Annotated in this window: 25 protein-coding genes and 1 tRNA gene; 15 read left to right on the forward strand and 11 right to left on the reverse strand. The window is 46.1% G+C overall.

Going from position 1 to position 24,345, the window contains the following annotated elements:
* The first annotated feature begins 85 nt into the window (after window positions 1-85).
* From BMZ72_RS19895 to BMZ72_RS19935, 9 genes are all read left to right on the forward strand, one after another.
* The gene (locus BMZ72_RS19895) at window positions 86-1,639 is read left to right on the forward strand and encodes a T9SS response regulator signal transducer PorX (protein ID WP_089811419.1); all 1,554 of its coding nucleotides are present in this window, start codon (window positions 86-88) and stop codon (window positions 1,637-1,639) included.
* Between the two features lie 31 nt (window positions 1,640-1,670).
* Window positions 1,671-2,003, forward strand: coding sequence for a hypothetical protein (locus BMZ72_RS19900; protein ID WP_089811421.1), 333 nt, complete (start codon window positions 1,671-1,673; stop codon window positions 2,001-2,003).
* Entirely contained in the window at window positions 2,000-2,764 is a 765-nt protein-coding gene (locus BMZ72_RS19905; protein ID WP_089811423.1) for an MBL fold metallo-hydrolase, read from the forward strand. The genes BMZ72_RS19900 and BMZ72_RS19905 overlap by 4 nt, the downstream gene beginning before the upstream one ends.
* A 42-nt stretch (window positions 2,765-2,806) precedes the next feature.
* Window positions 2,807-3,106: a hypothetical protein gene (locus BMZ72_RS19910; RefSeq protein ID WP_089811426.1), complete on the forward strand. Its 300-nt coding sequence runs from the start codon at window positions 2,807-2,809 to the stop codon at window positions 3,104-3,106.
* The gene (locus BMZ72_RS19915; protein ID WP_089811427.1) at window positions 3,103-3,465 is read left to right on the forward strand and encodes a hypothetical protein; all 363 of its coding nucleotides are present in this window, start codon (window positions 3,103-3,105) and stop codon (window positions 3,463-3,465) included. Before BMZ72_RS19910 ends, BMZ72_RS19915 begins: the two co-directional genes overlap by 4 nt.
* A gap of 18 nt (window positions 3,466-3,483) precedes the next feature.
* Entirely contained in the window at window positions 3,484-3,831 is a 348-nt protein-coding gene (locus BMZ72_RS19920) for a hypothetical protein (RefSeq protein WP_089811429.1), read from the forward strand.
* A gap of 69 nt (window positions 3,832-3,900) precedes the next feature.
* Window positions 3,901-4,821 carry a ComEA family DNA-binding protein gene (locus BMZ72_RS19925; RefSeq protein WP_089811431.1) on the forward strand — a complete coding sequence of 307 codons (921 nt, stop codon included), beginning with the start codon at window positions 3,901-3,903 and terminating at the stop codon, window positions 4,819-4,821.
* Window positions 4,818-5,957, forward strand: a complete 1,140-nt coding sequence (locus tag BMZ72_RS19930; RefSeq protein ID WP_089811434.1) for an acyl-CoA dehydrogenase family protein — start codon at window positions 4,818-4,820, stop codon at window positions 5,955-5,957. Before BMZ72_RS19925 ends, BMZ72_RS19930 begins: the two co-directional genes overlap by 4 nt.
* Before the next feature lie 204 nt (window positions 5,958-6,161).
* Window positions 6,162-7,787, forward strand: a complete 1,626-nt coding sequence (locus BMZ72_RS19935) for an NADP-dependent glyceraldehyde-3-phosphate dehydrogenase (protein WP_089811436.1) — start codon at window positions 6,162-6,164, stop codon at window positions 7,785-7,787.
* A gap of 413 nt (window positions 7,788-8,200) precedes the next feature.
* On the opposite strand, the gene BMZ72_RS19940 is transcribed toward BMZ72_RS19935, so the two are convergent.
* Window positions 8,201-8,410 carry a hypothetical protein gene (locus BMZ72_RS19940; protein WP_012788964.1) on the reverse strand — a complete coding sequence of 70 codons (210 nt, stop codon included), beginning with the start codon at window positions 8,408-8,410 and terminating at the stop codon, window positions 8,201-8,203.
* Window positions 8,411-8,496: 86 nt separating this feature from the next.
* Between BMZ72_RS19940 and BMZ72_RS19945 the strand changes: the two genes are divergently transcribed.
* On the forward strand, window positions 8,497-8,847 hold the full coding sequence (locus tag BMZ72_RS19945; RefSeq protein WP_089811438.1) for a hypothetical protein: 351 nt from the start codon (window positions 8,497-8,499) through the stop codon (window positions 8,845-8,847).
* Between the two features lie 67 nt (window positions 8,848-8,914).
* On the forward strand, window positions 8,915-9,928 hold the full coding sequence (locus BMZ72_RS19950) for a hypothetical protein (RefSeq protein ID WP_089811440.1): 1,014 nt from the start codon (window positions 8,915-8,917) through the stop codon (window positions 9,926-9,928).
* Between the two features lie 68 nt (window positions 9,929-9,996).
* On the opposite strand, the gene clpX is transcribed toward BMZ72_RS19950, so the two are convergent.
* The 9 genes from clpX to BMZ72_RS19995 all read right to left on the reverse strand — a co-directional run bounded on the left by clpX (window position 9,997) and on the right by BMZ72_RS19995 (window position 19,530).
* Entirely contained in the window at window positions 9,997-11,232 is a 1,236-nt protein-coding gene (gene clpX, locus BMZ72_RS19955; RefSeq protein ID WP_089811442.1) for an ATP-dependent Clp protease ATP-binding subunit ClpX, read from the reverse strand.
* 98 nt (window positions 11,233-11,330) lie between these two features.
* On the reverse strand, window positions 11,331-12,035 hold the full coding sequence (gene clpP / locus BMZ72_RS19960; RefSeq protein WP_012788968.1) for an ATP-dependent Clp endopeptidase proteolytic subunit ClpP: 705 nt from the start codon (window positions 12,033-12,035) through the stop codon (window positions 11,331-11,333).
* Window positions 12,025-13,401: a trigger factor gene (locus BMZ72_RS19965; RefSeq protein WP_089811443.1), complete on the reverse strand. Its 1,377-nt coding sequence runs from the start codon at window positions 13,399-13,401 to the stop codon at window positions 12,025-12,027. The genes clpP and BMZ72_RS19965 overlap by 11 nt, the downstream gene beginning before the upstream one ends.
* A 224-nt stretch (window positions 13,402-13,625) precedes the next feature.
* A tRNA-Leu gene (locus BMZ72_RS19970) sits at window positions 13,626-13,707 on the reverse strand.
* Window positions 13,708-13,811: 104 nt separating this feature from the next.
* Window positions 13,812-14,729: an arginase family protein gene (locus BMZ72_RS19975; RefSeq protein WP_089811445.1), complete on the reverse strand. Its 918-nt coding sequence runs from the start codon at window positions 14,727-14,729 to the stop codon at window positions 13,812-13,814.
* 91 nt (window positions 14,730-14,820) lie between these two features.
* Complete coding sequence (locus BMZ72_RS19980; protein ID WP_177222853.1) at window positions 14,821-16,026, reverse strand: MFS transporter; 1,206 nt, start codon at window positions 16,024-16,026, stop codon at window positions 14,821-14,823.
* 38 nt (window positions 16,027-16,064) lie between these two features.
* Window positions 16,065-17,234 carry a M20 metallopeptidase family protein gene (locus tag BMZ72_RS19985; protein ID WP_089811448.1) on the reverse strand — a complete coding sequence of 390 codons (1,170 nt, stop codon included), beginning with the start codon at window positions 17,232-17,234 and terminating at the stop codon, window positions 16,065-16,067.
* 17 nt (window positions 17,235-17,251) lie between these two features.
* A complete protein-coding gene (locus BMZ72_RS19990; RefSeq protein ID WP_177222854.1) occupies window positions 17,252-18,256 on the reverse strand; it encodes a helix-turn-helix domain-containing protein in 1,005 nt (334 codons plus the stop codon).
* A gap of 107 nt (window positions 18,257-18,363) precedes the next feature.
* Complete coding sequence (locus BMZ72_RS19995; protein ID WP_089811452.1) at window positions 18,364-19,530, reverse strand: acetyltransferase domain-containing protein; 1,167 nt, start codon at window positions 19,528-19,530, stop codon at window positions 18,364-18,366.
* A gap of 123 nt (window positions 19,531-19,653) precedes the next feature.
* Here BMZ72_RS19995 and BMZ72_RS20000 point away from each other — a divergent pair, with 123 nt between their 5' ends.
* The 3 genes from BMZ72_RS20000 to BMZ72_RS20010 all read left to right on the forward strand — a co-directional run bounded on the left by BMZ72_RS20000 (window position 19,654) and on the right by BMZ72_RS20010 (window position 21,645).
* Window positions 19,654-20,013, forward strand: coding sequence for a nuclear transport factor 2 family protein (locus tag BMZ72_RS20000; RefSeq protein ID WP_089811453.1), 360 nt, complete (start codon window positions 19,654-19,656; stop codon window positions 20,011-20,013).
* A gap of 42 nt (window positions 20,014-20,055) precedes the next feature.
* On the forward strand, window positions 20,056-20,925 hold the full coding sequence (locus BMZ72_RS20005) for an AraC family transcriptional regulator (RefSeq protein WP_089811455.1): 870 nt from the start codon (window positions 20,056-20,058) through the stop codon (window positions 20,923-20,925).
* Between the two features lie 84 nt (window positions 20,926-21,009).
* On the forward strand, window positions 21,010-21,645 hold the full coding sequence (locus BMZ72_RS20010) for an ExbD/TolR family protein (protein WP_089811457.1): 636 nt from the start codon (window positions 21,010-21,012) through the stop codon (window positions 21,643-21,645).
* Window positions 21,646-21,695: 50 nt separating this feature from the next.
* Here BMZ72_RS20010 and BMZ72_RS20015 read toward each other — a convergent pair whose 3' ends face one another.
* The gene (locus BMZ72_RS20015; protein ID WP_089811459.1) at window positions 21,696-22,178 is read right to left on the reverse strand and encodes a DUF4240 domain-containing protein; all 483 of its coding nucleotides are present in this window, start codon (window positions 22,176-22,178) and stop codon (window positions 21,696-21,698) included.
* Window positions 22,179-22,361: 183 nt separating this feature from the next.
* Here BMZ72_RS20015 and BMZ72_RS20020 point away from each other — a divergent pair, with 183 nt between their 5' ends.
* Window positions 22,362-24,293, forward strand: a complete 1,932-nt coding sequence (locus tag BMZ72_RS20020; protein ID WP_089811461.1) for a gamma-glutamyltransferase family protein — start codon at window positions 22,362-22,364, stop codon at window positions 24,291-24,293.
* The last annotated feature ends 52 nt before the right edge of the window (window positions 24,294-24,345 follow it).

Consider the following 24,345-nt stretch of genomic DNA (forward strand, 5'->3'; position numbering starts at 1 on the left):
GTTTTTGACCAAATGAAATGTTAACTTGAGTACGATAGTTGTCAGCGCCAACTATTCTTTACCTTACTATAAATACCTTACTTGAATGAGTCAAATAAATATACTTTGGGTAGATGATGAGATAGAATCACTTAAATCGCAGATCATGTTTCTGGAAACAAAGGGCTACAAGGTGTCAGCACTCACTAATGGGTATGACGCGCTCGAGTTCCTGAAGGAGCAGGTCGTTGATGTGGTTCTCCTGGATGAGTCTATGCCGGGTATAACCGGGTTGGAAACGTTGGGCAAGATCAAAGAGATCGATCAGCAGATCCCGGTGGTAATGATCACCAAGAATGAGGCAGAGAATGTAATGGACGAAGCGATTGGTTCACAGATCACGGATTACCTGATCAAACCGGTGAACCCCAATCAGGTGCTCCTGTCCCTCAAAAAGATCATCGACAACAAACGCCTGGTGGCTGAAAAGACCACCATCGCTTACCAGCAGGAGTTCCGTAGCCTGTTTATGGCACTCAACTCCAACCCTGACTACAATGAATGGATGGATATTTATAAGAAACTGGTATACTGGGAGATGGAAATGGGTAAAACCAACAGTCCCGAAATGCTGGAAGTACTGAATACCCAGAAAGCGGAAGCCAATACGGAGTTTGCCAAATTTATCAGCCGTAACTACGCCAGCTGGGTAAGTCCAAAGGCCAAAGAAGCGCCTGTTATGTCGCATACGCTGTTCCGGGATAAGATCGTGCCCGCTCTCGATAGCGAAGTCGCCAATTTTGTCATTATAATAGATAACCTGCGCCTGGACCAGTGGAAGGCCATTCTGCCGATCTTCCTGGAATCGTTCCGTTTAGTGCATGAAGATACTTTTTACAGTATCCTGCCTACCTCCACCCAGTACAGCCGTAACGCCATTTTCGCAGGTATGCTGCCGGTAGATATCGAAAGCCGTTTCCCGCAGGAATGGAAAAATGATGATGAGGAAGGAGGGAAGAACTTGTATGAAGAACACTTCCTGGCCGATCAGTTGCGCCGCCTGAAGATGGATCCCCGGTTTTCCTACACCAAGGTGACCACCCATAACGACGGACAGCACCTGGTGAACAATATTCACAACCTGATGGCCTATCCGTTGAATGTCATTGTATACAATTTCGTGGATATGCTCAGTCATGCACGTACCGAAATGGAAGTGCTGAAGGAACTGGCTGCAGATGAAATGTCTTACCGCTCTATTACTGCCAGCTGGTTTGAACATTCTCCATTGCACCAGGCCCTGAAAAAACTCTCTGAAAAGAAGATAAACCTTATTATAGCAACCGACCATGGTAACGTACGCGTAAAAACGCCGATCAAAGTGATTGGAGACAAGCAGACAACGACCAATCTCCGTTACAAGCATGGCCGTAACCTCAACTATGAGGCAAAGGAAGTACTGGCGTTCAGAGATCCGAAGGAAGCCGGATTGCCAAGGCCGAACGTGAATTCCTCTTATATTTTCGCGAAAGAAGACGGCTATCTCTGCTATCCTAACAACTATAACTACTTCGTTAATTTCTACCGGAATACTTTCCAGCATGGCGGTATTTCACTGGAAGAAGTGATCGTACCCGTGGCCAGACTGGTGAGTAAATAGGAGCTCCCGGCTTTTTCCTTATTTTTGTTGAATGAATTTTAAAGTCACGCCCAATAACCTGACCCGCCTCGAAAAAATATTTGGAGAGGCTAAGTATGAGTTGCGTTTTGAAAAAGGAACGTTCAACTCAGGCTATTGTGTACTTGAGCACAAGAAGGTGGTTGTAGTTAACAAATTCCTGAACCTGGAAGGTCGTATCAATACCCTCCTTGATATCCTTGGTGGCATGGAACTGGATGAAACGATGCTGTCGCCAGAGTCCCTGAAACTGTACAAACAGGTACTGGAAAACAGGAATGCGCCGGAAGCGGAAGACAACGCCGAAGAAAAATCACCTTCACCCGAACAACCTTCAGAAAATTGAAAGTAACCTTTTTAGGCACAGGTACATCACAGGGCGTACCTGTAATCGCCTGTGGCTGTCAGGTCTGTACCTCCTCCAACTCAAAGGACAAGCGTCTTCGCAGCAGCATCCTGATCAGTGATACGCCCGCTGGCAATATTGTGGTAGATACCACACCGGATTTCCGTTATCAGATGCTCAGAGCCGGTGTAAAACACCTGGAAGCTGTGCTGATCACCCATTCACATAAGGACCATATAGCGGGGATGGACGACATCCGCGCTTTCAATTATTTCCAGCAGCGGGCCATTGATATCTATGCGACAGAATTCAGTCAGCAGGTGATCCGCAATGAGTTTTCCTATGCTTTTGCAGAACAGAAATATCCCGGTATTCCGGAACTGAACCTGCGTACACTGACCAGCGCATCTTTTAATGTTAACGGACTGGATATCACTCCCATCAATGTAATGCATCACCGCATGCCGGTGATGGGATTCCGTTTTAACGATTTTACCTACATCACTGACGCCAACTTTATAGCTGAAGAGGAAAAAAAGAAGATCATCGGCTCCAAAGTGCTGGTGTTGAACACCCTCAGAAAAGAAAAACATATCTCCCACTTTACGCTTGACGAAGGCATCGAACTTGCCAGAGAACTGGGCGTTCCTCAGGTTTATTTTACACATATCAGTCATCAGCTGGGATTACATGAAGAGGTATCTGCAGAGCTGCCGCATGGTATGGCGCTCGCCTATGACGGCCTGGAAGTGATCCTGTAACTTTCTGCCGGCAATGGCCGTTTTACAGGAAATCCCCCTTCTATGCGATCTGTATCTGTTTCACTGTCATTAACAGGGCTGTTCCTGTTTCTCCAGGCCTGTGATAAAAATGACGATCAGTCCGCATCAGAACAGGGATTAAGAAGAGCAGGGCTTTATACTTCCTGTGTGACCGTTGCTGTACAGGGACTTAACAGCAATACAGGCGCCACATGGACCAATTGTCATGATCAGCAAACCAATGAACACGCACTCAATGTGATATTGAGTGATGGATGGTGCTTCTTTGGGAGCAGCAACGATACGTATTACCGACAACTGACTAAAATATCCCTTACATGAAACCTTTATCTGCGATGATACTGCTGAGCGGCCTGCTGATGGTATCGGCCGGCTGCAGTAAAAATGATACTCCCGCTAATAATATCCTTCAGACAGGATTGAGAGGCAAGATCATCTATTCTTCCTGCGCTACGACCGTTGTACAGGTGCTGAATAAAGATATCGGCACGGATTGGACCAACTGTCACGATCAACAAACGTTCGAACATGCGATCGGTGTAAATATCATTAACAGGAACGGCATAGCGGCGGAAGCAGAATTTAACTTTAATATCGTTCAGAAAGAGCCAGAGATGAAATGTGATATGGGGGACTGTGGCCCCATCAACTATGAGACGATTGTGATCACCGGCAATTAACCTCAAAATTTTATCTATATGCGATCAACCCCTTTTTTGTTATGTGCTGTCATCTTATGTCTGCTCTTCACCGGATGCCGTAAGGATGATGATCAATATTATAAAGGCGTCGTTGTATACCAGTCCTGCACAACAACCGTTGTGGCAGTTACTAACCGTGACTATGGCGTCGCCTGGACCAACTGTCACAACGGAGCACGTTATGAACATGTTTTTGAAGCACACGTTGCCGGTACTGCTGCGCTGGGAGAAGGCCTGCGTCCCGGTGACAAGATCAGGTTTGAACTGGCGCCCAGAGAAACATTTGCGCATTGCAAGGTAATGGATTGTGTGCCGGCGCTCACGGCATCTATTATTCTCAGGTGAGTTTAACTTCGTATTAACCAATTCCGGTTGTTTATGCGATAACTTGCCCTGCTTTAAAACCGTTAACCCATGAAGCAGGCGTTATGGAAAGCCTATTGCAGCTTTTCAGCAAAAGAACGGCAGGGAATTTTATTACTGTTATTAGTAACAGTTGTCTGTGCAGGAACGCCTGCTTTGTGGGAGTATTGTATGCCACCGGCAGCCCTGACTGCAGACAGCACTTTGCTGGCTGAGGTCAGGGCATTCCGCTCTTCGCAGTCTGTTACACCAGTTAGAGGAAGTGATAGCAGCAAACATCAGCAGCGATTTTACTTTGATCCGAATACAATTGATGCTGCAGGATGGTCTGCGCTGGGTGTACCGGAACGCACTATCCGTACAATCGCGCACTACAGGGAAAAGGGAGGACAATTCCGCCGTAAGGAAGACCTGCTGCGGATCTATGGATTAACGCCCGCACTCGCTGATGCGTTATTGCCATACGTACGTATTGCAGCTATGGTGGTGGCTAAAGACACCGGTCATCCTTCAGTAACCGCCTTTTCCGCCAGACTACCTTACAAAGGAGTAAAGCGCCTGCCGGAACTGGATATCAATACCGCTGATTCAGTGCAATGGGAAGCACTCCCGGGCATCGGACCAGTGCTGGCTGCACGCATTGTGAAATTCAGGGATAAGCTGGGCGGATTCTATGCTGTCGCGCAGATAGGCGAGACTTTCGGATTGCCAGACAGTACATTTAATAAAATTCAACCGTACCTGAGATTGTCTACGGTTTCACTAAAAAAACTGGACCTCAATCAGACGGATGAGAAATCTTTGGCACAACATCCATACATCCGCTATAAACTGGCGCGGTTAATCGTACTGTATCGCAGTAACCACGGGGTTTTCAGGCGACCGGAAGATCTTCTTGGCATACCATTGGTAGATGATAGTATTTATCGTAAAATTGAACATTACATCAAAACAGAAAATTCCCCATTATGAACTTTGAGCCCACTGAAATGCAGCAGCAGATTACACAGGTGATTCGCGATTTTGGAAAGACACATATGCAACCCTATATCCTCGAATGGGATGAGAATCAATCTTTTCCTGTTCAGTTATTCAAACAGTTGGGAGAACTGGGGCTAATGGGCGTACTCGTACCTGAAAAATATGGTGGCAGCGGTCTGGGATACCTGGAGTATGTCACCGTGATCAGCGAGATCTCAAAGATCTGTGGCGCTATCGGATTGAGCGTGGCCGCACATAATTCACTCTGTACCGGTCATATCCTGCAATTCGGATCAGAGGAGCAGAAACAGCGTTATCTGCCAAAACTTGCCAGTGCCGAATGGATAGGCGCCTGGGGGCTGACAGAACCCAATACTGGTTCTGACGCCATGAACATGAAATGCGTCGCACGCCGGGAAGGAGATGAGTGGGTACTCAATGGTACCAAATGCTGGATCACACATGGTAAAAGTGGTGATGTGGCAGTCGTGATTGCGCGAACAGGAGATGTCAGGGATAGCCATGGAATGAGCGCCTTTGTGGTGGAGAGAGGTACACCGGGTTTCAGTGGTGGTAAAAAGGAAAATAAACTGGGTATGCGGGCTTCCGAGACCGCAGAAATGATCTTTGACAATTGTCGTATACCGGCAGCCAACATGCTGGGTAATGAAGGAGATGGTTTTATTCAGTCTATGAAAGTACTGGACGGCGGACGTATCTCTATCGCCGCACTTTCTCTTGGTATCGCTAAAGGTGCTTATGAAGCTGCGCTGAAATATGCACAGGAAAGACACCAGTTTGATAAACCAATTGCCAGTTTCCAGGGGATCTCTTTCAAACTGGCGGATATGGCCACAGAGATCATGGCGGCAGAATTACTGACCATGCAGGCGGCAGATGGTAAAACAAGAGGAGCGAAGGTGACACAGCACGCCGCTATGGCTAAATATTACGCTTCAGAGGTAGCCGTAAAGACGGCAAATGATGCCGTACAGATCTTCGGCGGATACGGTTATACAAAGGACTTCCCTGTGGAGAAATTCTACCGCGACGCTAAGCTTTGTACCATCGGTGAAGGGACTTCTGAAATACAGAAGCTGGTGATTGCCCGCGAAGCATTAAAATAATATGAACAAATTCGTATAAAGTGGTCACACCGTCGGGAGTTTCCCGGCGGTTTTTTTATGTGTTTACGCGGCCATATTGGATTCCATTTCATGCTATTTCTTGTATGAAAGAAAGAAATAGTTATCAATTTCAAAGACTGGGGTATAAGGCCTATACTCTCTTCACACCTTTTCTTATCTTCATCTGACTAAATTAACTATGTCATGAGCTTTGAAGAACAATTACACCAAATGTTCCCTACAGCTGACGCAATTCCGGCCGAATACAGGCTGGAGAAGGAAGTACATCAGCGGGAATACCTTTCAGGTGGTGAGATGAAACCATGGAATGGCGATGTGCATACAGTGTTATCTCCGATCTGTATTCAGACAGCCAACGGACTGGAGAGAAAAGTGATCGGTTCCTATCCTTTATGTGGCCCGGAAGAAGCGATGGCCGCACTGGATGCCGCAGTACTCGCTTATAATGATGGCCGTGGAGAATGGCCGACAATGCCGGTTCCGGAACGTATTGTCTGTATGGAGAAATTCACGGGCAGGATGATCGAAAAGAAAGCGGAGATCGTTCAACTCATTATGTGGGAGATCGGTAAATCCTATGCCGATTCCGTTAAAGAGTTTGACCGTACTATCGAATATATCAACACGACCATAGACGCACTCAAAGACCTGGACCGCAACTCCAGCCGTTTTGAAATTGAACAGGGTATTATCGCCCAGATCAGGCGTTCTCCATTGGGTGTTGTGCTTTGTATGGGCCCATTCAACTATCCGCTGAATGAAACCTTTACCACACTGATCCCTGCATTGATCATGGGTAATACAATATTGTTCAAACCTCCGAAACACGGTACTTTATTACACTATCCACTGCTGGAAGCTTTTGCGAGCTGTTTCCCGAAAGGTGTAGTTAATACCATCTATGGTCGTGGAAACGTCATTATCGGTCCGCTGATGGAAACCGGTAAGATCAATGTGCTGACATTGATCGGTAGCAGCAGGGTGGCTAATCAGCTGAAGAAAATGCACCCGAAAGTAAACCGTCTGAGAGCGATCCTCGGACTGGATGCTAAAAATGCAGCTATTATCACTGATAAGGCAGACCTTGACCTCGCTGTACAGGAAACAGTACTGGGTTCATTGTCATTCAACGGACAACGTTGTACAGCGCTGAAGATCGTATTTGTACACAGCAAGGTGGCAGATGTGTTCCTACAGAAGCTGAGTGCCGCTATCAGCCAATTGAAAGTTGGTATGCCATGGGAAAAAGGCGTGTTCCTGACCCCATTGCCGGAACCGCAGAAACCGGCTTATCTGAAGGAATGTATTGATGACGCAATTGCTAATGGTGCAAAGATCATGAATGAAAACGGAGGCGCATCCTACGAATCATTCGTGTATCCGGCGGTGTTATATCCGGTAAACAATAAAATGAAATTATACAGAGAGGAACAGTTTGGTCCCGTGATTCCTGTATTGCCATTTGATGATATCGAAACACCGATCGAATACCTGATCGAATCAGATCATGGTCAGCAGGTGAGTCTGTTCTCCAATGATGCAGACGAACTGGCTTCGCTGATAGATCCGCTGGTGAATCAGGTGAGCCGTGTGAATATCAACTGTCAGTGTCAGCGTGGTCCCGACGTATATCCGTTCACAGGACGTAAGGATTCCGCAGAAGGTACACTGAGTGTTCCGGATGCATTGCGTGCATTTTCGATTCGTTCAATGGTTGCCACAAAACAATCAGAAATGAACAAAAATTTGCTCAATCGTATCGTAAATGATCAGACTTCAAACTTTTTATCAACAAAATATATATTCTGATCAAAATATTATTGAAGGGTAAAATACTTGTTACAACACTATGAAATAGTTGTTTAACTATATTTTAAAATTATAATGTGAAGATTATCGTTATCTTTTTTTGCAAAAAAATGACTGTTAGTGGCTTAGGGTGATGGAATTGTGGATTAAGAACGTTAAATTTGGGTTAATTCATCACTCTTTACCATTTATCAACCTTCAACAAAAAGAAAGACAATCGAAACATTTTTACGCAACCCACAAGAAAAGCATCCGCTTCAACAAAGCGGATGTTTTTTTGTCCTGCGAAGAATGTATAAACGATCGCTCTAACTGTTAGTGAGTCCCGGGTATGTGATCGACTACCGGACGAAAAGGAAAAAGGCCGATCTGTCTCAGACAGATCGGCCTTTTATTATCCTTTCACTCCTGGCTTAGTGCTCCAGGAAATCATTTTCTTTACTTTCATCGGTTGTGCCACTGGTGCCTGCTCTTTTTTCAATATCGGCAAACCATTTTTCTACAGTACCTGATAGAAATACGGGCACTTTCCCCCTTACATACTCTTTCAGTATTTCGAAAGTTTTCACTGCCTGCTCATTGGAGAGTCCGGCTTTTTCCTGAAGTTCTTTTAAGAGGTCCATATCGTATTGCTTTGAGTTTAAAGGTAGGAGAAAATGCAGTAAGTATGAATTATATTCTATTTTTGCCGGAGCAATCCCCTATACCTATGAGCAGAATACCTGTTGGAATCCGCCATTTTACCAGGCGTGCCCTATCCAAAGAAGAGGCAGGATGCATTGATGCAATGCCTGGCGCGTTGCAACTTGAATATATCCAGTATTACTTTCACCTCTGTCAGATACCGGTGATACCGACGAAGGCCGGCTGGTATGCACGTAATAAAGAGAATACGATTGAGAAATTGCCGGAGGATATTGCCGCGCAGCTGAATGCCATCTATCATCCCCGTGTTTCTCTCTGGGCCTGTCTGGGACCATTGATGCTGATCATCGTAGTGGCACTCGCTTTCCTGGTCAAAGGACTGGCTGCGTACTACACAGAAACGCCTATCCTATGACGTATTACAGAAGACGTGTCATTTACAAACCTCACTATAATATTCCCTGCCTAATAAGACCATACCTATGTTATTCATTTTTGGCACCAATTCCTATGTCAGGAAAACGATCTATCCTTCCGAATTAAAGATGGATGTACCGGCTGATATCAGCCGCTTTGAGTATGTACAACATTACATGCATCTCTTTTATCTTCCTGTTATGCCGGTGGACGCGGGATGGGTTGCCCGTAGTAAGGAAAATAAGAGAAAAGCATATAAAGTGAATCCGCTGTTGGAAGAAGCGCTCTGGAAGTTGTATGAACCCGGTGCGCCGTTGATATCTTTCCTGTTACCGGGACTGCTGTTAATTGGTTTGCTGGTCTTCTTTGGCGTCAATATGATAAGGACAGAGGTGGAGAGCTTTAGCGGTAACAGTGAGCAGACAGATTGGGATAATACCGCCGGTATCAGGTCACAACTTAATCACGCTGTTGTAAATGACTATCTCAGGTTTGGTAAAAAAGCCTTTGGCGAACGGGAGCGGCCAGTTTATGCGAAAGTATTATCTGTGAAAGATTCAGCCCTGTTTTTACAGGTGGCAGATACTGCAAAAGGTCAGTTTTATCATGGGGAAAGCCTGTTTGAAATGTTTGATGATAATATACCCACTATTCAGGCTGAATGGGTCAGTATTGATCTGCTTGGAAGAATTACCCTAAGGAACCAGGATACGGTCTTATTTGGGCTTAGAAACCTATCTCTGAAGGAGGTTGGGCATATAGAAGACAAGCGGACTTTTGGCGTACGTAAAGTAAACAGTTATGGTGAGCAGGATGAACTGGTTATGGAGCATTCAGGAAAGAACATCAGCATTACTGCTGTAAAAAACCTCGAAGGGAAGATTGAACCGGCTGATAAGCGCATGCATGCTCCTTATGAATTACCTACGCTGTTTTCATTGAAGTACCATATTCACCAGACAGATAGCACCGCCAGATTTAAGGTGACGCTGAAGGATATAAAAGGACGTTATTCCTATTATACGGTTACTGTGAGAAGTGATGAAGAGCAACTGATGATCGTGCGTGATAGTTTATAGAAATAAAAAAGGCGCTCGCTGTTAACGAACGCCTTTTATTTCCCTGTAGTATTAGTATAATAAGTTTGTTAAGCGACTTTCAGCTGTACGAGGGTGGATTTGTCCAGTCTTTCTTCTGCGTAAGCCCTTGTCAGTACAAAGGTGCTTTCATTGGAAGAAGGGAGGTTAAACATCGCATCACTCAGTACCACTTCACAGATGGAGCGGAGACCACGCGCGCCGAGTTTATATTCCATTGCTTTTTCAACGATGTAACCAACTGCGTCATCTTCGATCACCAGGTCAATACCTTCTACTTTGAACAGTTTCTTGTATTGTCTCACCAGTGCATTTTTCGGCTCGGTCAGGATGGCTTTCAGCGCTTCGTGATCGAGTGAATTCAGGTAAGTCACAACCGGCAGACGACCCAGGAGTTCTGGAATCAGGCCGAAGGCCTTGAGATCCTGAGAGTTGATGTAGCGAAGGATGTGCTTTTTGTTCTCTTCTTCTCTGTCAGTGTTAACAGTGAAGCCGATACTGTGTGTCTGCACCCTGCGGCTGATGATCTTGTCAACGCCGTCGAATGCGCCACCGCATATGAACAGGATATTCTGTGTATTTACTTTGATGAGTTTCTGCTCAGGGTGTTTACGACCGCCCTGTGGTGGTACGAGTGCTTCGGTACCTTCCAGCAGTTTGAGGAGACCCTGTTGTACACCTTCACCGCTTACGTCGCGGGTGATGGAAGGGTTATCGCTTTTACGCGCGATCTTATCGATCTCATCGATATATACGATACCACGTTCAGCAGCCTCGACATCGTAGTTACATACCTGTAACAGACGGGTCAGGATGCTTTCTACGTCTTCACCTACGTAACCTGCTTCCGTGAACACGGTCGCATCTACGATGGTAAAAGGTACATTGAGCAGACGGGCGATAGATTTAGCCAGCAGGGTTTTACCCGTACCGGTTTCTCCTACCATGATGATATTGGATTTCTCGATCTCCACATCGTCATCACCAACCTGTTGGTTGAGACGTTTGTAGTGGTTATAAACGGCAACGGCCAGTATTTTTTTCGCGTCGTCCTGTCCAATTACATATTCATCCAGGAATTTCTTGATCTCTACCGGCTTCGCCACTTTTGGTACAAAGTGGGAAGGCGCTTTCTTGCCTTGTTGCTGAAACAGCTCCTGTTCTATGATTTCCTGCGCGTTTGCCACACAGTTCTCACAGATATGACCCTCAGCACCAGCAATCAGTATCTGCACTTCATCTTTTGAACGGTTGCAAAATGAGCAACGGATTTTGGACTCTTTCATAGCTTACAAAGGTACGTTAAAAGGGGAATTTAGATAGAAAAAGGGTGCTGAAAAGTTCATTTTCGCACCCTTTTTCATGTAGCTTTTTCCGTAATCTATTATTGCGGAGTGTTGTTTTCCTGCTGTTTTCTTGGATTTCTGGTGAGTACGTCATCGATGATGCCGTATTCTTTTGCTTCATCAGCAGTCATCCAATAGTCACGATCTGAGTCTTTTTCGACTTTCTTCACTGGCTGACCACAATGGGTAGCGATGATTTCGTTCAGCTCTTTTTTCAGCTTAACGAACTCACGTGCAGTGATTTCGATGTCGGAAGTCTGACCTTCCGCACCACCATGAGGCTGGTGAATCATAACCCTGGCGTGTTTCAGCGCAGTACGCTTACCTTTTGTACCAGCTACCAGCAGTACAGCGCCGAAAGAAGCGGCCATACCAGTACAGATAGTTGCTACATCAGGAGCGATGATCTGCATCGTGTCATATATACCTAAACCTGCATAAACGCTACCACCGGGGCTGTTGATATACATCTGTATATCACGGGTACGGTCAGTAGATTCCAGGAACAGTAACTGAGCAGTAATGATATTCGCTACGTAGTCATTTACAGGGTCTCCCATGAAAATGATACGATCCATCATCAAACGGGAAAACACGTCCATGATTGCCATATTCATCGGGCGTTCCTCGATGATGTTTGGCGTCAGGGCATTGATCTGATGACGGGTATAGCTATCTACTACCAGGCTGCTGATCCCTCTATGCTGGATGGCATATTTCCTGAATTCGTTATTAATGTTCATGATGGTGATGTTTATTAGGTAATTTAGCAAATTCTTCGGCTGTTACTTCCTCATCCTTCACATTTACCTTATTTTCTGCCCAATCAAACAATTTCTGGGTCACCATTTCGCGGTAGGTCTGGTCCACGAATTTCTCATCCTGCAGCAGACGCTCCAGGTAGCTGTCCAGCCAGTCAGCGCCATCGGTAGCAGCAGCGCCACCAAAATAGCCCATAACTTTCTGTTTAGCAGCTTCTTTCACCTCGTCGAAAGAAACGTCCAGCTGATTTTCGCGGATCAGTTTATCGCTGATGAGTGTCCAGCGTAACTGATGATCAAAACCTGGATATTCTTTGTCAGCTTCTTCAGCGGTTTTTGGTTTTTCACCGCCGGTCTGCAGCCAACGTTTCAGAAAATCCTTAGGCAGCTCAATAGGCGTCTCGTGAACCAGCACTTCGAACAGGTCGTTGTGCAGGCGGTTGCGGCTTTCGGCATCCCAGGATTTTTCTATTTCTGATTGCAGTTTTTCGCGGAAGGCTGCTTCAGTAGTGATTTCTTCAGCATTGAATACTTCTTTGAAAAACTCTTCGTTCAGTTCTCTTTTTTCTATTAATTCTACCTTGGTAATAGTCAGTTTGTAGTATTTCGCAGAGATATCTTCGTGCAGACCCAGTACATCGTGCTGGAACCACACCAGTTTATCTGCATCGATCGCAGCAGAAGCCAGCACTACAATGCTATCTTCTTTTTTCTTACCCTGCAGTTCTTTCTGAGTAGCAGCAGAGAAATTCTTTACGAGGAAAGAAACTTCTTTCTGCAGACCACCCTCTACAGCAGTACCCTGGGCGTCTGTTTCAACAACATTCAGGCCGAGTACATTATTTTCAGAGGAAATCGCTTCAACTTCTTCAGATTTACCACCTCTTAACTGCAGGCGCTCAATCTCTTCGTTCAGCATTTCCGGGGTAGCCTTGATCTTGTAACGGGTCAGGGTAGTCTTTCCGGACTCAAGTGGAGTCACTTCGAAAGCTGGTTTCAGACCGATTTCGAAATCGAAGTTGTATTCAGATGGGCTATTGATATCGAAATTTTTCGCTTCTTTGTCCAGGGACAGTGGCTGTGCAAATATTTCCACTTTCTCATTCTGGAGATATCCCATCAACTCTTTTTCCACGGTTTTCAGTACTTCATCTGAGAAAATGGCCTGACCATGCATCTTTTTTACCATGCCTACAGGTACCATTCCTTTACGGAATCCTGGTATATTGGCGGTTTTGCTGAGTTGCTTTACTGCTTTGTCAAAATTGGGAAGATAATCTTCCTGGCTCACTTTCACAGTGATCTTATCATTCAATAAACCGATGTTTTCTCTGGTAACGGTTGCCATAATAGTTTAAATGTTCTTGTATGAAGCAATAATAATTCCTTGTTTGTATTTTCTGCCATGAAGTCACAAAGGCACGAAGGAATGGCAGCTATGTGGGAGTTACTTGGTGACTTAGCGCCTTAATGGCAATTTTCAGAAGCCGGTTGCCGGATAAAAAAAACGCTTAATGCTGAGGCAGTCTCTGCGTTAAGCGGTCAGCATCTTGCATTAAGCGTCAAAAAAAGTGCGGGTGATAGGACTCGAACCTACATGCCGTGAAGCACCAGATCCTAAGTCTGGCGTGTCTACCAATTTCACCACACCCGCATTTAAATATTTATAAGAACTATTTCCCCCGTAAGAAATACTGGGAAAAGGACTGCGAAGGTATGTTTTTTTATGAATAAAAAAAATCAGACCCAACAGAATTTTTAAGTCACTGTCAGTCCTTCTACAACGGGTCTTAACAGATGGGCCAGCCGCTCCGAAAAAGTCCGTGTATAACGGTTGTCAGGGTCCAGGGTCGGGTCAAGGATCGTAATATGCATCCCCTTGAAATACCCCGAGTTAACTAATGGCGTCAGGGTTTCCTCCAGTTCCAGGTAGGAGAGACCGCCCTCCTCCGGACTATCCACACAAGGCATGACATCATTGTCCAGTACATCCACATCCAGGTGGATCCAGAACCCGTCCAGCCCCGTATGCCCCATCATCGTCAGGAATTCCGTCGTTATGGCATGTATCCCGCGTGCCCGGATAGATGGCAGGTCATAATAATGGACCTGGCTGTCCCGGATGATCTGTACATATTCCTCGTCCAGCTCCCGGTTGCCATAAGCATAAATGTGCTGCTCCATTATATATGGACGCAATGAGTGAATATCACACAACTTGGGATGCCCGTTGCCGGATACGATCGCCAGTCCCATACCTGCGGCTCCGGCAGTGCCGGAATGGAAAGGGAGCATATAATCATGATGTCCATCCATTGAAAACAGACCATAGCTGCCACCGGTACACTTCAACCCCAGGGCAGTACCTATCAGGATACTGCAGTCGCCACCAATAACAATAGGGATAATATCTTTCTGAACCGCTTCGCAAACCCTTTCTGCCAGCAACTGGCTATAGGCACAGATAGCATCGGCATTCCGGATCTGACTGTCCGGGTCTATGTCCATCGTATAAGGTGGAGCAGGAACATTGATAACATGGGTAATACCAGCTTCGCTGGCAAAGCCATTCCGGCGTAGTGCTTCCGGAAGAAAACGCACACCGGGTTCCACACCTGGACCAGGTTCCTTCAAACCCAGGTTAGACGGGGCCTCAATGATCATGAAATTACGCATCGGTACACGGTTTTGTGTCGTTTAACGTGGTCATAACAGTTGTGTACCGAAGATAAGCGCTTTCACAGAAACGCCGGACGCAGTGGCCGCTTTAAATTTTCTGTAACGCCATTTCTACTGCTGCACTGCCCGCTGCTTTCGCCTTATTTCTGAAGAAAAGCAGGATGTTGACAGTAATAATGGCACTGCAACCCAGACATACTGCCGGCCAGTGGCCAACATTCCAGAGGAACAACCCCATAGCGGAACCTGTTGCACCTCCTATAAATGTAGATGTCATGAAGACCGTATTGAAACGGTTTCTGGCTTCCGGAAGAATTGAATATATAATGGTCTGGTTCGTTACCTGCACCGCCTGATGGCCTACATCGAGGATGATGATACCTGCCAGGAGCAGGAAAATGCCGCTACCGGTAAAGTAAAAGCCGATAAAGCTCAGTAACTCACATACCAGTCCTATAATAATATTGTTACGGGGATCGCGTCCGTCACTGATCTTTCCTACCAGTGGTGCAGCCAGTGCACCCGCGGCCCCTGCCAGTCCGAACAGTCCTATCTCAAAGCTCTTATATCCAAAAGGGGCTGCAGAGAGGAATAATACCATGGTTACCCAGAAGGCGCTCAGCACAGCAAAAGAGAGTGCATTGGTAACAGCTGCCTGTCTTAATAATGGTTGTGTCATGGCATAATGGGCGACAGACTTCATCAACTGCCCATAATTACCATTGAAGGATGACCGGCTCACCGGAAAACGGAGCCGCATCAGTACCATCAGCACAGCACAAACACCGGCTGCGATGTAATACATGGCTCTCCAGCCGTATAATGAGCCGATTGCACCACTAAGACTGCGGGAAGCCAGTATGCCTACCAGCAAACCGGCCATAATGACGCCGATCGTACTGCCACGTTTATGATCTGCTGCCAGGGTTGCGCCCAATGGCAGGATTAGCTGCGGTATAATACTGCAGACCCCGATCAATACGCTCGCTATCTGTAGAATGATGAAATTTTGTGCGGTAGCCGCCATCAGCAGGGCGACAATAGCAGCGCCTGTCCCGAAAAGTATCTGTTTACGGCGTTCAAGGATATCTCCCAGGGGTACCAGTAACAGCAGGCCCATGGCATAACCGATCTGTGTCAGATAGGTCACCCTTCCTGCGATACTTTCATGTAATCCCCATTCTTTGGCCATTAATACGATCAGCGGCTGGCAGTAGTAGATGTTGGCAACGATTAATCCCGCGCAGGCCGCCATAAATGCTGTATCTCCCTTTCCTAAGTGTTTCTGTTCCATTCCCTGAGATTTCTGATAAAGGCGCAAAGTTACGACAATTACCGGAAGCCCTCCAGTAATGCAACAGCTCCTTTTGCGAGAATAGACGAACCGAAAGGAATACAAGCCTCATTAAAGATGACCTTCGGATGGTGCAGATAATAGTCCGGAGAAGCCGGGTCCTGCGCCCCTAGCAAATAAAACATAGAGGGCACCTTACGGGAATAATAACAGAAATCTTCCCCTGCCAGTAACGGCACTTTCTCTAGTGTATTGGCCTCGCCAAATACGTCGGTCAGACTGCCCAGCAGCTGCCGGTGCACATCTTTATTGTTGAGTACACTGGGTATAGTAAAATAAAGATCAAATATGATCTCCGTCTGATGAATAAGTTGCAGGCCGTCAATGATCTGCTGCAGATGTGTCACCACACCATTGTAAATATCCAGGTTCAGGGCACGGATGGTACCTTCCAGTACGACTTTGTCAGCAATCACATTAGGGGCAACGCCACCGTTGATCTTGGTAAATGACAGTACAGCGGTTTCCATCGGAGGGGTTTGTCTGGATACGATGGCCTGGGCGGATTGTACCAGTTGCGATGCAATCAATACGGCATCTATTCCCAGCTGTGGAGAAGCGCCGGCATGGGCTGCCTTTCCTCTTACCTCGATCGTGAAGAACCCGGTACATGCGAGTGCCGGACCAAGGGCATAGGATATTTGTCCGACCGGTAAAGACGGATCTACATGTAATCCCAGTGCCGCCTGTACATCATCGAGATGACCTGCTTCCACAAATTTCCGGGCGCCGCTTTTCTTTTCCGGATCATTGGCGGGTCCTTCTTCAGAAGGCTGAAAAAGGAATTTGATGGAACCACTGAAATCCATGTCTTTCAGTAAGGCAGCAGCGCCAATCAGCATGGCGGTATGAATATCATGTCCGCAGGCATGCATTTTCCCACTTACCGAAGAGGAAAATGGTAGTCCGGTCTCTTCCTGCATAGGAAGGGCGTCCATATCTGCACGGATAGCTACACAGGGACCTTGTCCGCGTGTCAGTGTGGCGATAACGCCTGTGCCGGCAACATTTGAAATATAATCTATTCCCAGTCTGTCTAATTCCTGTTGTACAAGGCGGGATGTATTTTCTTCTTCGTACCCTAATTCAGGTTGTGTGTGAATCTGTCTCCTGATCTGAATAAGCCTGTCCGTTAGTTGTGCGTCCATCTATGCAGCATTTTCCGTCAAGTTAAGTGGTTTTTCCGAAATTCTCTCGGAGAACAACGATAACGCTTGCGGAATACAGCTGTGAAATAATTAGCGCCCCGATACCCGCTGCTGATACTGATTTCTTTAATGCTAAGGGATGTTTGCGCCAGCAAAGAAGCGGCTTTTTTCATGCGCAGGTGCTCTATATAGCCTCTGGGTGATACGCTGAGCAGTTCTTTAAAAGCTCTTTCAAAAGTGTTGATGTGCATGCCAGCCTGCTTGCTCAGTTCAGAAATACTGAGATGATGGTGATAGTGCTCCTGAATATACACACAGATCTGCCGCAGCTTTTGTGCCTGGTCACTGTTTTGCAGGTATTTGGGCGTAAGGGCACTGAAGTAAAGGGTCAGCAGCTCATGAAGCCTCGTATCAATATATGGCTTCAGTGCTTCAGCTGCAGCTGGCGATTGCCGCATTTCCAGCAATACTTTAAGATCGGAAACTTCCATACGGATAGCAGGCAACATAGAGGCACGGCGGGCCTGCCGCTGTTGCAGCTGAAAGATCTCTTCAAAAGAAGGATGATGGGCAATGAATTGCCGCAGGAAAGCGGGAGAGAAAGAGATACATATCATCTCATAATAACCGGGTCGCAGGTCCGCTGTGTTGTCAGAATGATCAGGAATGTAATAGATACCAAATTCCTTTTCTATCAGCATTAGTTTGCCCTTTCCCTGCAGGCGGCAGGAAATATTGCCCTGCAGGATGCAATACATCGCCAGCATTGGTTGTGCAACGGAAGGGCGCAGTCTTACTTTTTCTTTCACGAAACAGTGCTGCCAGCTGATTACCCAGTCGGGCTCGCTGATCTGTTGTGTGATGTAACTGCCAAAGGGTGCTTCTGCATACGTTGTTTCAGTGGCTTGTGCGATCCGGTATTGCTGATATCTTTCCGGCAGGCTCTCTGATGTCCGGACATGTGGCTGCATCGCTTCGGGGATGCCGAAATGCAGTGCCGGGGGATATAAGCTGGAGGTCATGTTCAGGCATTTAACCGGTGACTGTAATAAATTCTGGTTGTAATAATTTTGGCTACTTCCCAAATGTATGTCCCGGTACTGCGATGAAACTTCAGATGAATTGGCTGCTAAATATACTTCAGCCACCACTGGCTGTGCGTTTTCCGGTATTCCCGGAACCATTTACATGGCTTATAAAGTATCGCAACAACTGCCATCCATATCAGATATACTACCGGTAATGAATAACCGAAATCTGCCGGACGGAATAAGAAAGGGATATTCGGATCAACAATATCCTTTGTGGTGTAACCGCTCAGGAAGAAGGCAGCCACTAACAGCAAGTGTAACAGATAGAAATGAAGTACATAATAGAAGAAGGGTACACTGCCATACACTTTTGCAATTTCCTGCCAGCGCCCTTTTACTTTTTCCAGTGCTGCCAGGGCCAGTAATGCCGGTCCCAGTGTCATACAATGAAAGTCCAGTGAAGGGGGATATTTACTGACATCAATAAACTCGAGTAAAGTATCAAATCCGTTTTTCTGTGCCTCCCATGGCGTAGGATTACCATACCTGTTGATAGCTCTCAATACAATGAACAACAGGATAGCAGCACTGCCTGTCATCAGCAGAAAACGCCTGCGCGTTTCCGCAGGGATATTGCTTTTGAAATAGTAACCTGCACAATAACCAAGCAGCATGGCGCTGGTCCATGGTAATACCGCATAGAACGCGAATATGAAACGATTACCTCCAATAGGGATCACAGTGCCGAATGAAGTAAAGAATAGTTTCCAGAGATTGCCCGGCAGATTGAAATAGTCCAGGATATTATGTCCGAAGAAGAGTACCAGTCCTGTTATCAGTATCACTTTAAAGGAAGTCCGCATCAGTAGTCCAAGTATCACCATACTCAGACCGATCGCCCAGATCACCTGTAAAATAAAGACATTGTAAAGCGGATTGAAGGTAAGTCCGAGTGTGACGATCACCAACTCAGCAATGATCAGCCATAATCCTCTTTTTAAAAGAAATGTACTCGCTTCCACCGGTGTTTTTCTTTGAGAAGATAAGTAAGCTGACATACCAGACAGAAATACAAATGTCGGTGCGCAATAATGCGTGATCCATCGTGTGAAGAATAACCAGGGAGTCGTCGTATCAACATCCAGGGGATCAGCAGTCATCGCTGTATTGTGGAAGAAATCGCGGGTATGATCAAGCGCCATGATGATCATTACAATGCCACGCAGAATATCTATAGATGCAATACGGGGAGTGGATGACTGCATATGCTACGTTATTTACAGGTATGGTTGATACTATTGTGAATATAACGATGTTTGGGCAGCACAGCAATAACTTTCCGCGAATTTGATTTAAATTAGAGGACACTCCAAAAATCCACCATTGTCATGACTACACAAGAAATCGCTAACCGCCTCGTTGAGCTCTGTAAAAAAGGCGACTTCGAAGCTGCACAAAAGGAACTGTTTGCTAAAGATGCTGTCAGCATAGAGCCATATGCAACACCTGAATTCGAAAAGGAAACCAAAGGTCTTGATAAGATCTTTGAGAAAGGACAAAAGTTTATGTCTATGACAGAAGCGATGCATGGTGTTGAACTCTCTGCACCATTGATCGCCGGTTCTTCATTTGCCGTTGTCCTCAAAATGGATATGACCATGAAGGGACAGGACAGGATGAACATGGAAGAGTTGTGCGTATACGAAGTGAAGGATGGAAAGATCATTTCCGAGCAATTCTACATGTGACGAAGATGTATTATCTTTTCGGGAGAGAACTATCAGCGGATAATGAAAGGGCAGAAAAAGCATCAGACGATCAACAATACGTTTTTGCAGGAGGACAGCATCGGGCTGGAAATATTTACCATGGAGGAACTCCACGAACAGCACTATGAGTTGTTGTCCCAGCCACTGAGAACAAATAATTACCAGGTACTGATATTTTTTACCGCCATTGCACATCATGCGATAGATTTCTCTCCCGTTACCATTCGTCCATACACTACTTTTTTTGTAGGTAAGGGCAGTGTACATACCTTCGATCCCGACGCCCGCTATGAGGGCATCGTTATTAATTTTACGGAAGATTTCGTTTGCCGGGATGAGCATGATCTGGTGCTGTTACATCAACATCCTCTGTTCAGCGGCAGCGGACAAATAGATCTCCAGGATATTGCAACCTACAAGGTATTGATAGAAACGATGATGGCTGAATTACGTAAACCCAAAGATGAATTCAGCAGAATGTACCTCAGAAATCTGTTGCAGAATTTTCTGGTCCTTTCCGGTAGAGAATATACTGCTACCAATGCATTCAATCATATAAAAGGGCCCGATATACAGTACGTACAACGCTATACCGTTCTGATAGAAAAGCATTATAAGACAATGAAGACCGTCGCCGGATATGCGGAACTCATGCGTATCACAGAGAAGCGGTTGAATCAGGCAACAGGTAATGTGAGCGGTAAATCACCAAAACAACTGATAGATGATCATGTATTGATCGCAGCCAAACGTTTGCTCGCTTTTACAATTATGACCGTAAAGGAAATTGGTTTTGAGCTGGGCTTTTCACAAACAACGCATTTCATCAAATACTTCACTAAACATACCGGTGTTAGTCCCGCCAGTTTCCGGCAACAACAATCCATCTAGGACCAGATAGATAGCAGAAAGGAGCAAATACGCCTTTCCAGCGCCTGCTGCAAAGCTGAATTTTGTCGTCTAAATTTAGCTGCTATGCCAAAGATAAAAATGGCCCGGAAGTCTACTGCTGTTGATATGACGGCCATGTGTGACGTTGTGTTTCTGTTGCTTAACTTCTTTATTATGACCACCAGTTTCAAGCCGGATGAACCGGTGGCAATCGTTACGCCATCTTCCATCAACACAAAGCTCCTCCCTGATTCCGATGTCATACTGGTGAGTATAGATAAGTCCGGACGCGTATTTTTTGAGATGGATGGACAACCCAAAAGAAAACAACTAATTGAAGATATTAACACACAGTTTAAGCTGGGTCTGTCTGAAAAGGAGATAAATGCCTACATATTGGGGGCAAGTGTGGGCACTGATCTGCACCATCTGAAAGAATATCTTGGTCTGAAAACTTCCGACAGACGCAAGTATGCAGGTGAGACCGGTATACCAGTCGATACCGCGAATAATGAGCTGGCTGTCTGGATAGAATATGCGCAATCCGCGCAGGGAGCGAGTCTGAAAGCATTGAAGTATTGTATCAAGGCTGATAATGCGACACCTTATCCAAAGGTCAAAAGCGTAATGGAAACTTTTAAGGAGAAGAATATCCAGCACCTGAATCTGGTGACGAGTCTGGAGGCAGCACCTGTAGGAACTGCTGCAGCGGAGGATTAGTAAACATTGCAACTAAAAAAGGGGCTGCATCTTTATGTAGCCCCTTTTTGTTACCAGCCCCTTGAATTAGAGCCTGACTCAATACAGTGAAGACAATATCTCTCAAATTCTTCCCCGAATTTGTCCTGATACACACTGTAGCCAATAAAGCCGATCTCTCCGGAAGAGACATTCATAGTGGCCACAGCCGGATTTTCATCCACCATGTCATAATATTGTTCACCCATGCCGACGATGAAGCACCTTCGGTGCAGGAAGCCGTCATCTGTACCGCCAATGCGTTCATGGATCTCTTCACGGTCAATATGGAAGAGCTTTTCTTCCATGACGTGATTAAATTTCGTTAATTCCCGTTCATCCAGATAAATAAGCTGTTGCTGGATATGGTCTGTAATTTCTGTGGAAACAATGTTTCCAAGATACCTGATTAAGGAGGGATCATTGGTCGTAAGCGCTGTTTTTCTCAAATTATATAAATCTCTATCTGTTGTCCACGCCGTTTCAATGATTTCCCAGAATCTTGTTGCGTTCATAAAGACAGATTTTTGTATGTCGTGGAATAAGTGCCGGGTTAGAACTAATGTACATTTGCGTAGGCACCCTTACTATAACACGTAAAGCGGTGCAAAGTTCATCCCATATTTTAGAAGTATACCTGTGATTTTGCTAATTTGTCAGTTCCTGGATAATAACACCTCTAAACAGCATATTATTTTATGAAACATCTATTTTTTCTTGCCGCCCTACTTTCCCTGGGGGTGACCATGCAGGCGCAGCAAACCCAGAAACCGCCATTACACGGACGTCACTGGATGGCTGTGACAGGTAAACCATTGGCTGCCACAGCAGGTTCCATGATCTTCCAGAAAGGGGGGAACGCCGTAGACGCCGCGTGCGCGATGCTGGCTGCTACCTGTACCATGTGGGACGTATTAAGCTGGGGAGGAGAGACACAGGCGCTTATTTTCAATCCGAAAACAAAGAAAGTCATTGCCATCAACGCTCTGGGCGTTGCGCCTACAGGTGCGACACCGGAATTTTTCAAGGGCAAGGGCTATAGTTTCCCGCCGGAATATGGTCCTCTGGCAGCAGTGACGCCTGGTACACCGGGTGGTCTTTGCTATATGCTGGCAGAATACGGCACCCTTAGCCTGAAAGAGGTACTGGCGCCTGCTATGGAAATGGCTGCTGGTTATCCGATTGAAGCCCAGACGGCCAACAGCATGGAGAGAGCTAAAGACCGTCTGAAACAATGGCCTTACAGCAAAGCTGTTTTCCTGACCCATCCGGGCGAAAAAAGGGAAGCGCCGGAAGCAGGAGAGATCTTCGTACAAAAGGAGCTGCTGGCTACACTGACCAAAATGGTTGAAGCAGAACAGGAGGCACTGAAAAAGAAGAAATCCCGTAAGGAGGCGATCATGGCTGCTTATGACAGATTCTATAAAGGAGATATCGCGAAGGAATTTGTGCGTGGCTGTCAGGAACAGGGTGGTCTGATCACAGAACAGGACCTGGCCCGCTGGAAACCAATCGAGGAAGAGCCACTGCATGTCAACTATAAAGGGATCGAAGTATATAAACTCCAGTCCTGGACACAGGGACCGATGTTGCTGCAAAGCCTGAATATCCTGGAGAACTTTGACCTGAAGGGAATGGGTTATAACTCTCCGCAATATATCCATACGCTGTATCAGACGATGAACCTGACTTTTGCGGACAGGGATTTCTATTACGGCGATCCTTATTTCATGCCTAAAACACCGATCAACGGATTATTGAGTAAAGCCTATGCAAAAGAAAGGGCAAAAATGATCAACCCTGATCACAATGATCCGAACCCATTACCGGGCGATCCTTATCCTTTTGAAGGTAAAAGCAATCCTTATCTGCAATTGATGCAGCAACACCAGGCACTGACGGATACTGCTGCGGAGAAGAAACCAGCTGGTTTTGTACCGAAACATGATGCTGCCGGCATCCTTAATACGCCTGCTTCTGAAGAAATGTATGCGGCAAATGATGTTGACAGTGCTTATATGGATCGCTTATGGAGAGGTACGACCAGTGTGGAAGCAGCGGACAAAGATGGCTGGGTGGTATCGATCACGCCAAGTGGCGGATGGACGCCTGCCTGTATTGCCGGACACACAGGCGTTGGTATGAGTCAGCGTTTACAGAGTTTTGTGCTTGATAGTGCTTTATGCCCTTTTAATGTCATTGCTCCCGGCAAACGTCCACGTGTGACCTTGACGCCTTCCATGGCGCTGAAAGACGGCAAACCATATCTTTCTTTCGCAGTACAGGGCGGTGATACACAGGACCAGAACCTGCTGCAGTTTTTCCTGAATATGGTGGAATTTGGTATGACGGTACAGCAGGCGACAGAAGCTGCGAATATCAATACCAATCAGCTCTGGCTGTCCCTGGGTGGAACTTCTGTTAAAGAGCGTATGCCGCATCCGGGCAGTATTCTGCTGAACAATAATACACCGGAAGCTACCAGGACGATATTGAAGAAGATGGGTTATACAACAAGTTACAGTGAACGTACAAGTGGTCCGGTGAATGCGATATTCCTGGATACTGCACATGGCTCTTTATGGGGTGGTAGCAGTAATCATGGAGAAGATTATGGTATTGGCTGGTAATACAGCTACGCTTATATTATAAAAAAGGGCAGTCACGCTATTCGCGGACTGC

The sequence above is a fragment of the Chitinophaga sp. YR627 genome, assembly GCF_900114995.1.
In the GTDB taxonomy this organism is placed as follows: domain Bacteria; phylum Bacteroidota; class Bacteroidia; order Chitinophagales; family Chitinophagaceae; genus Chitinophaga.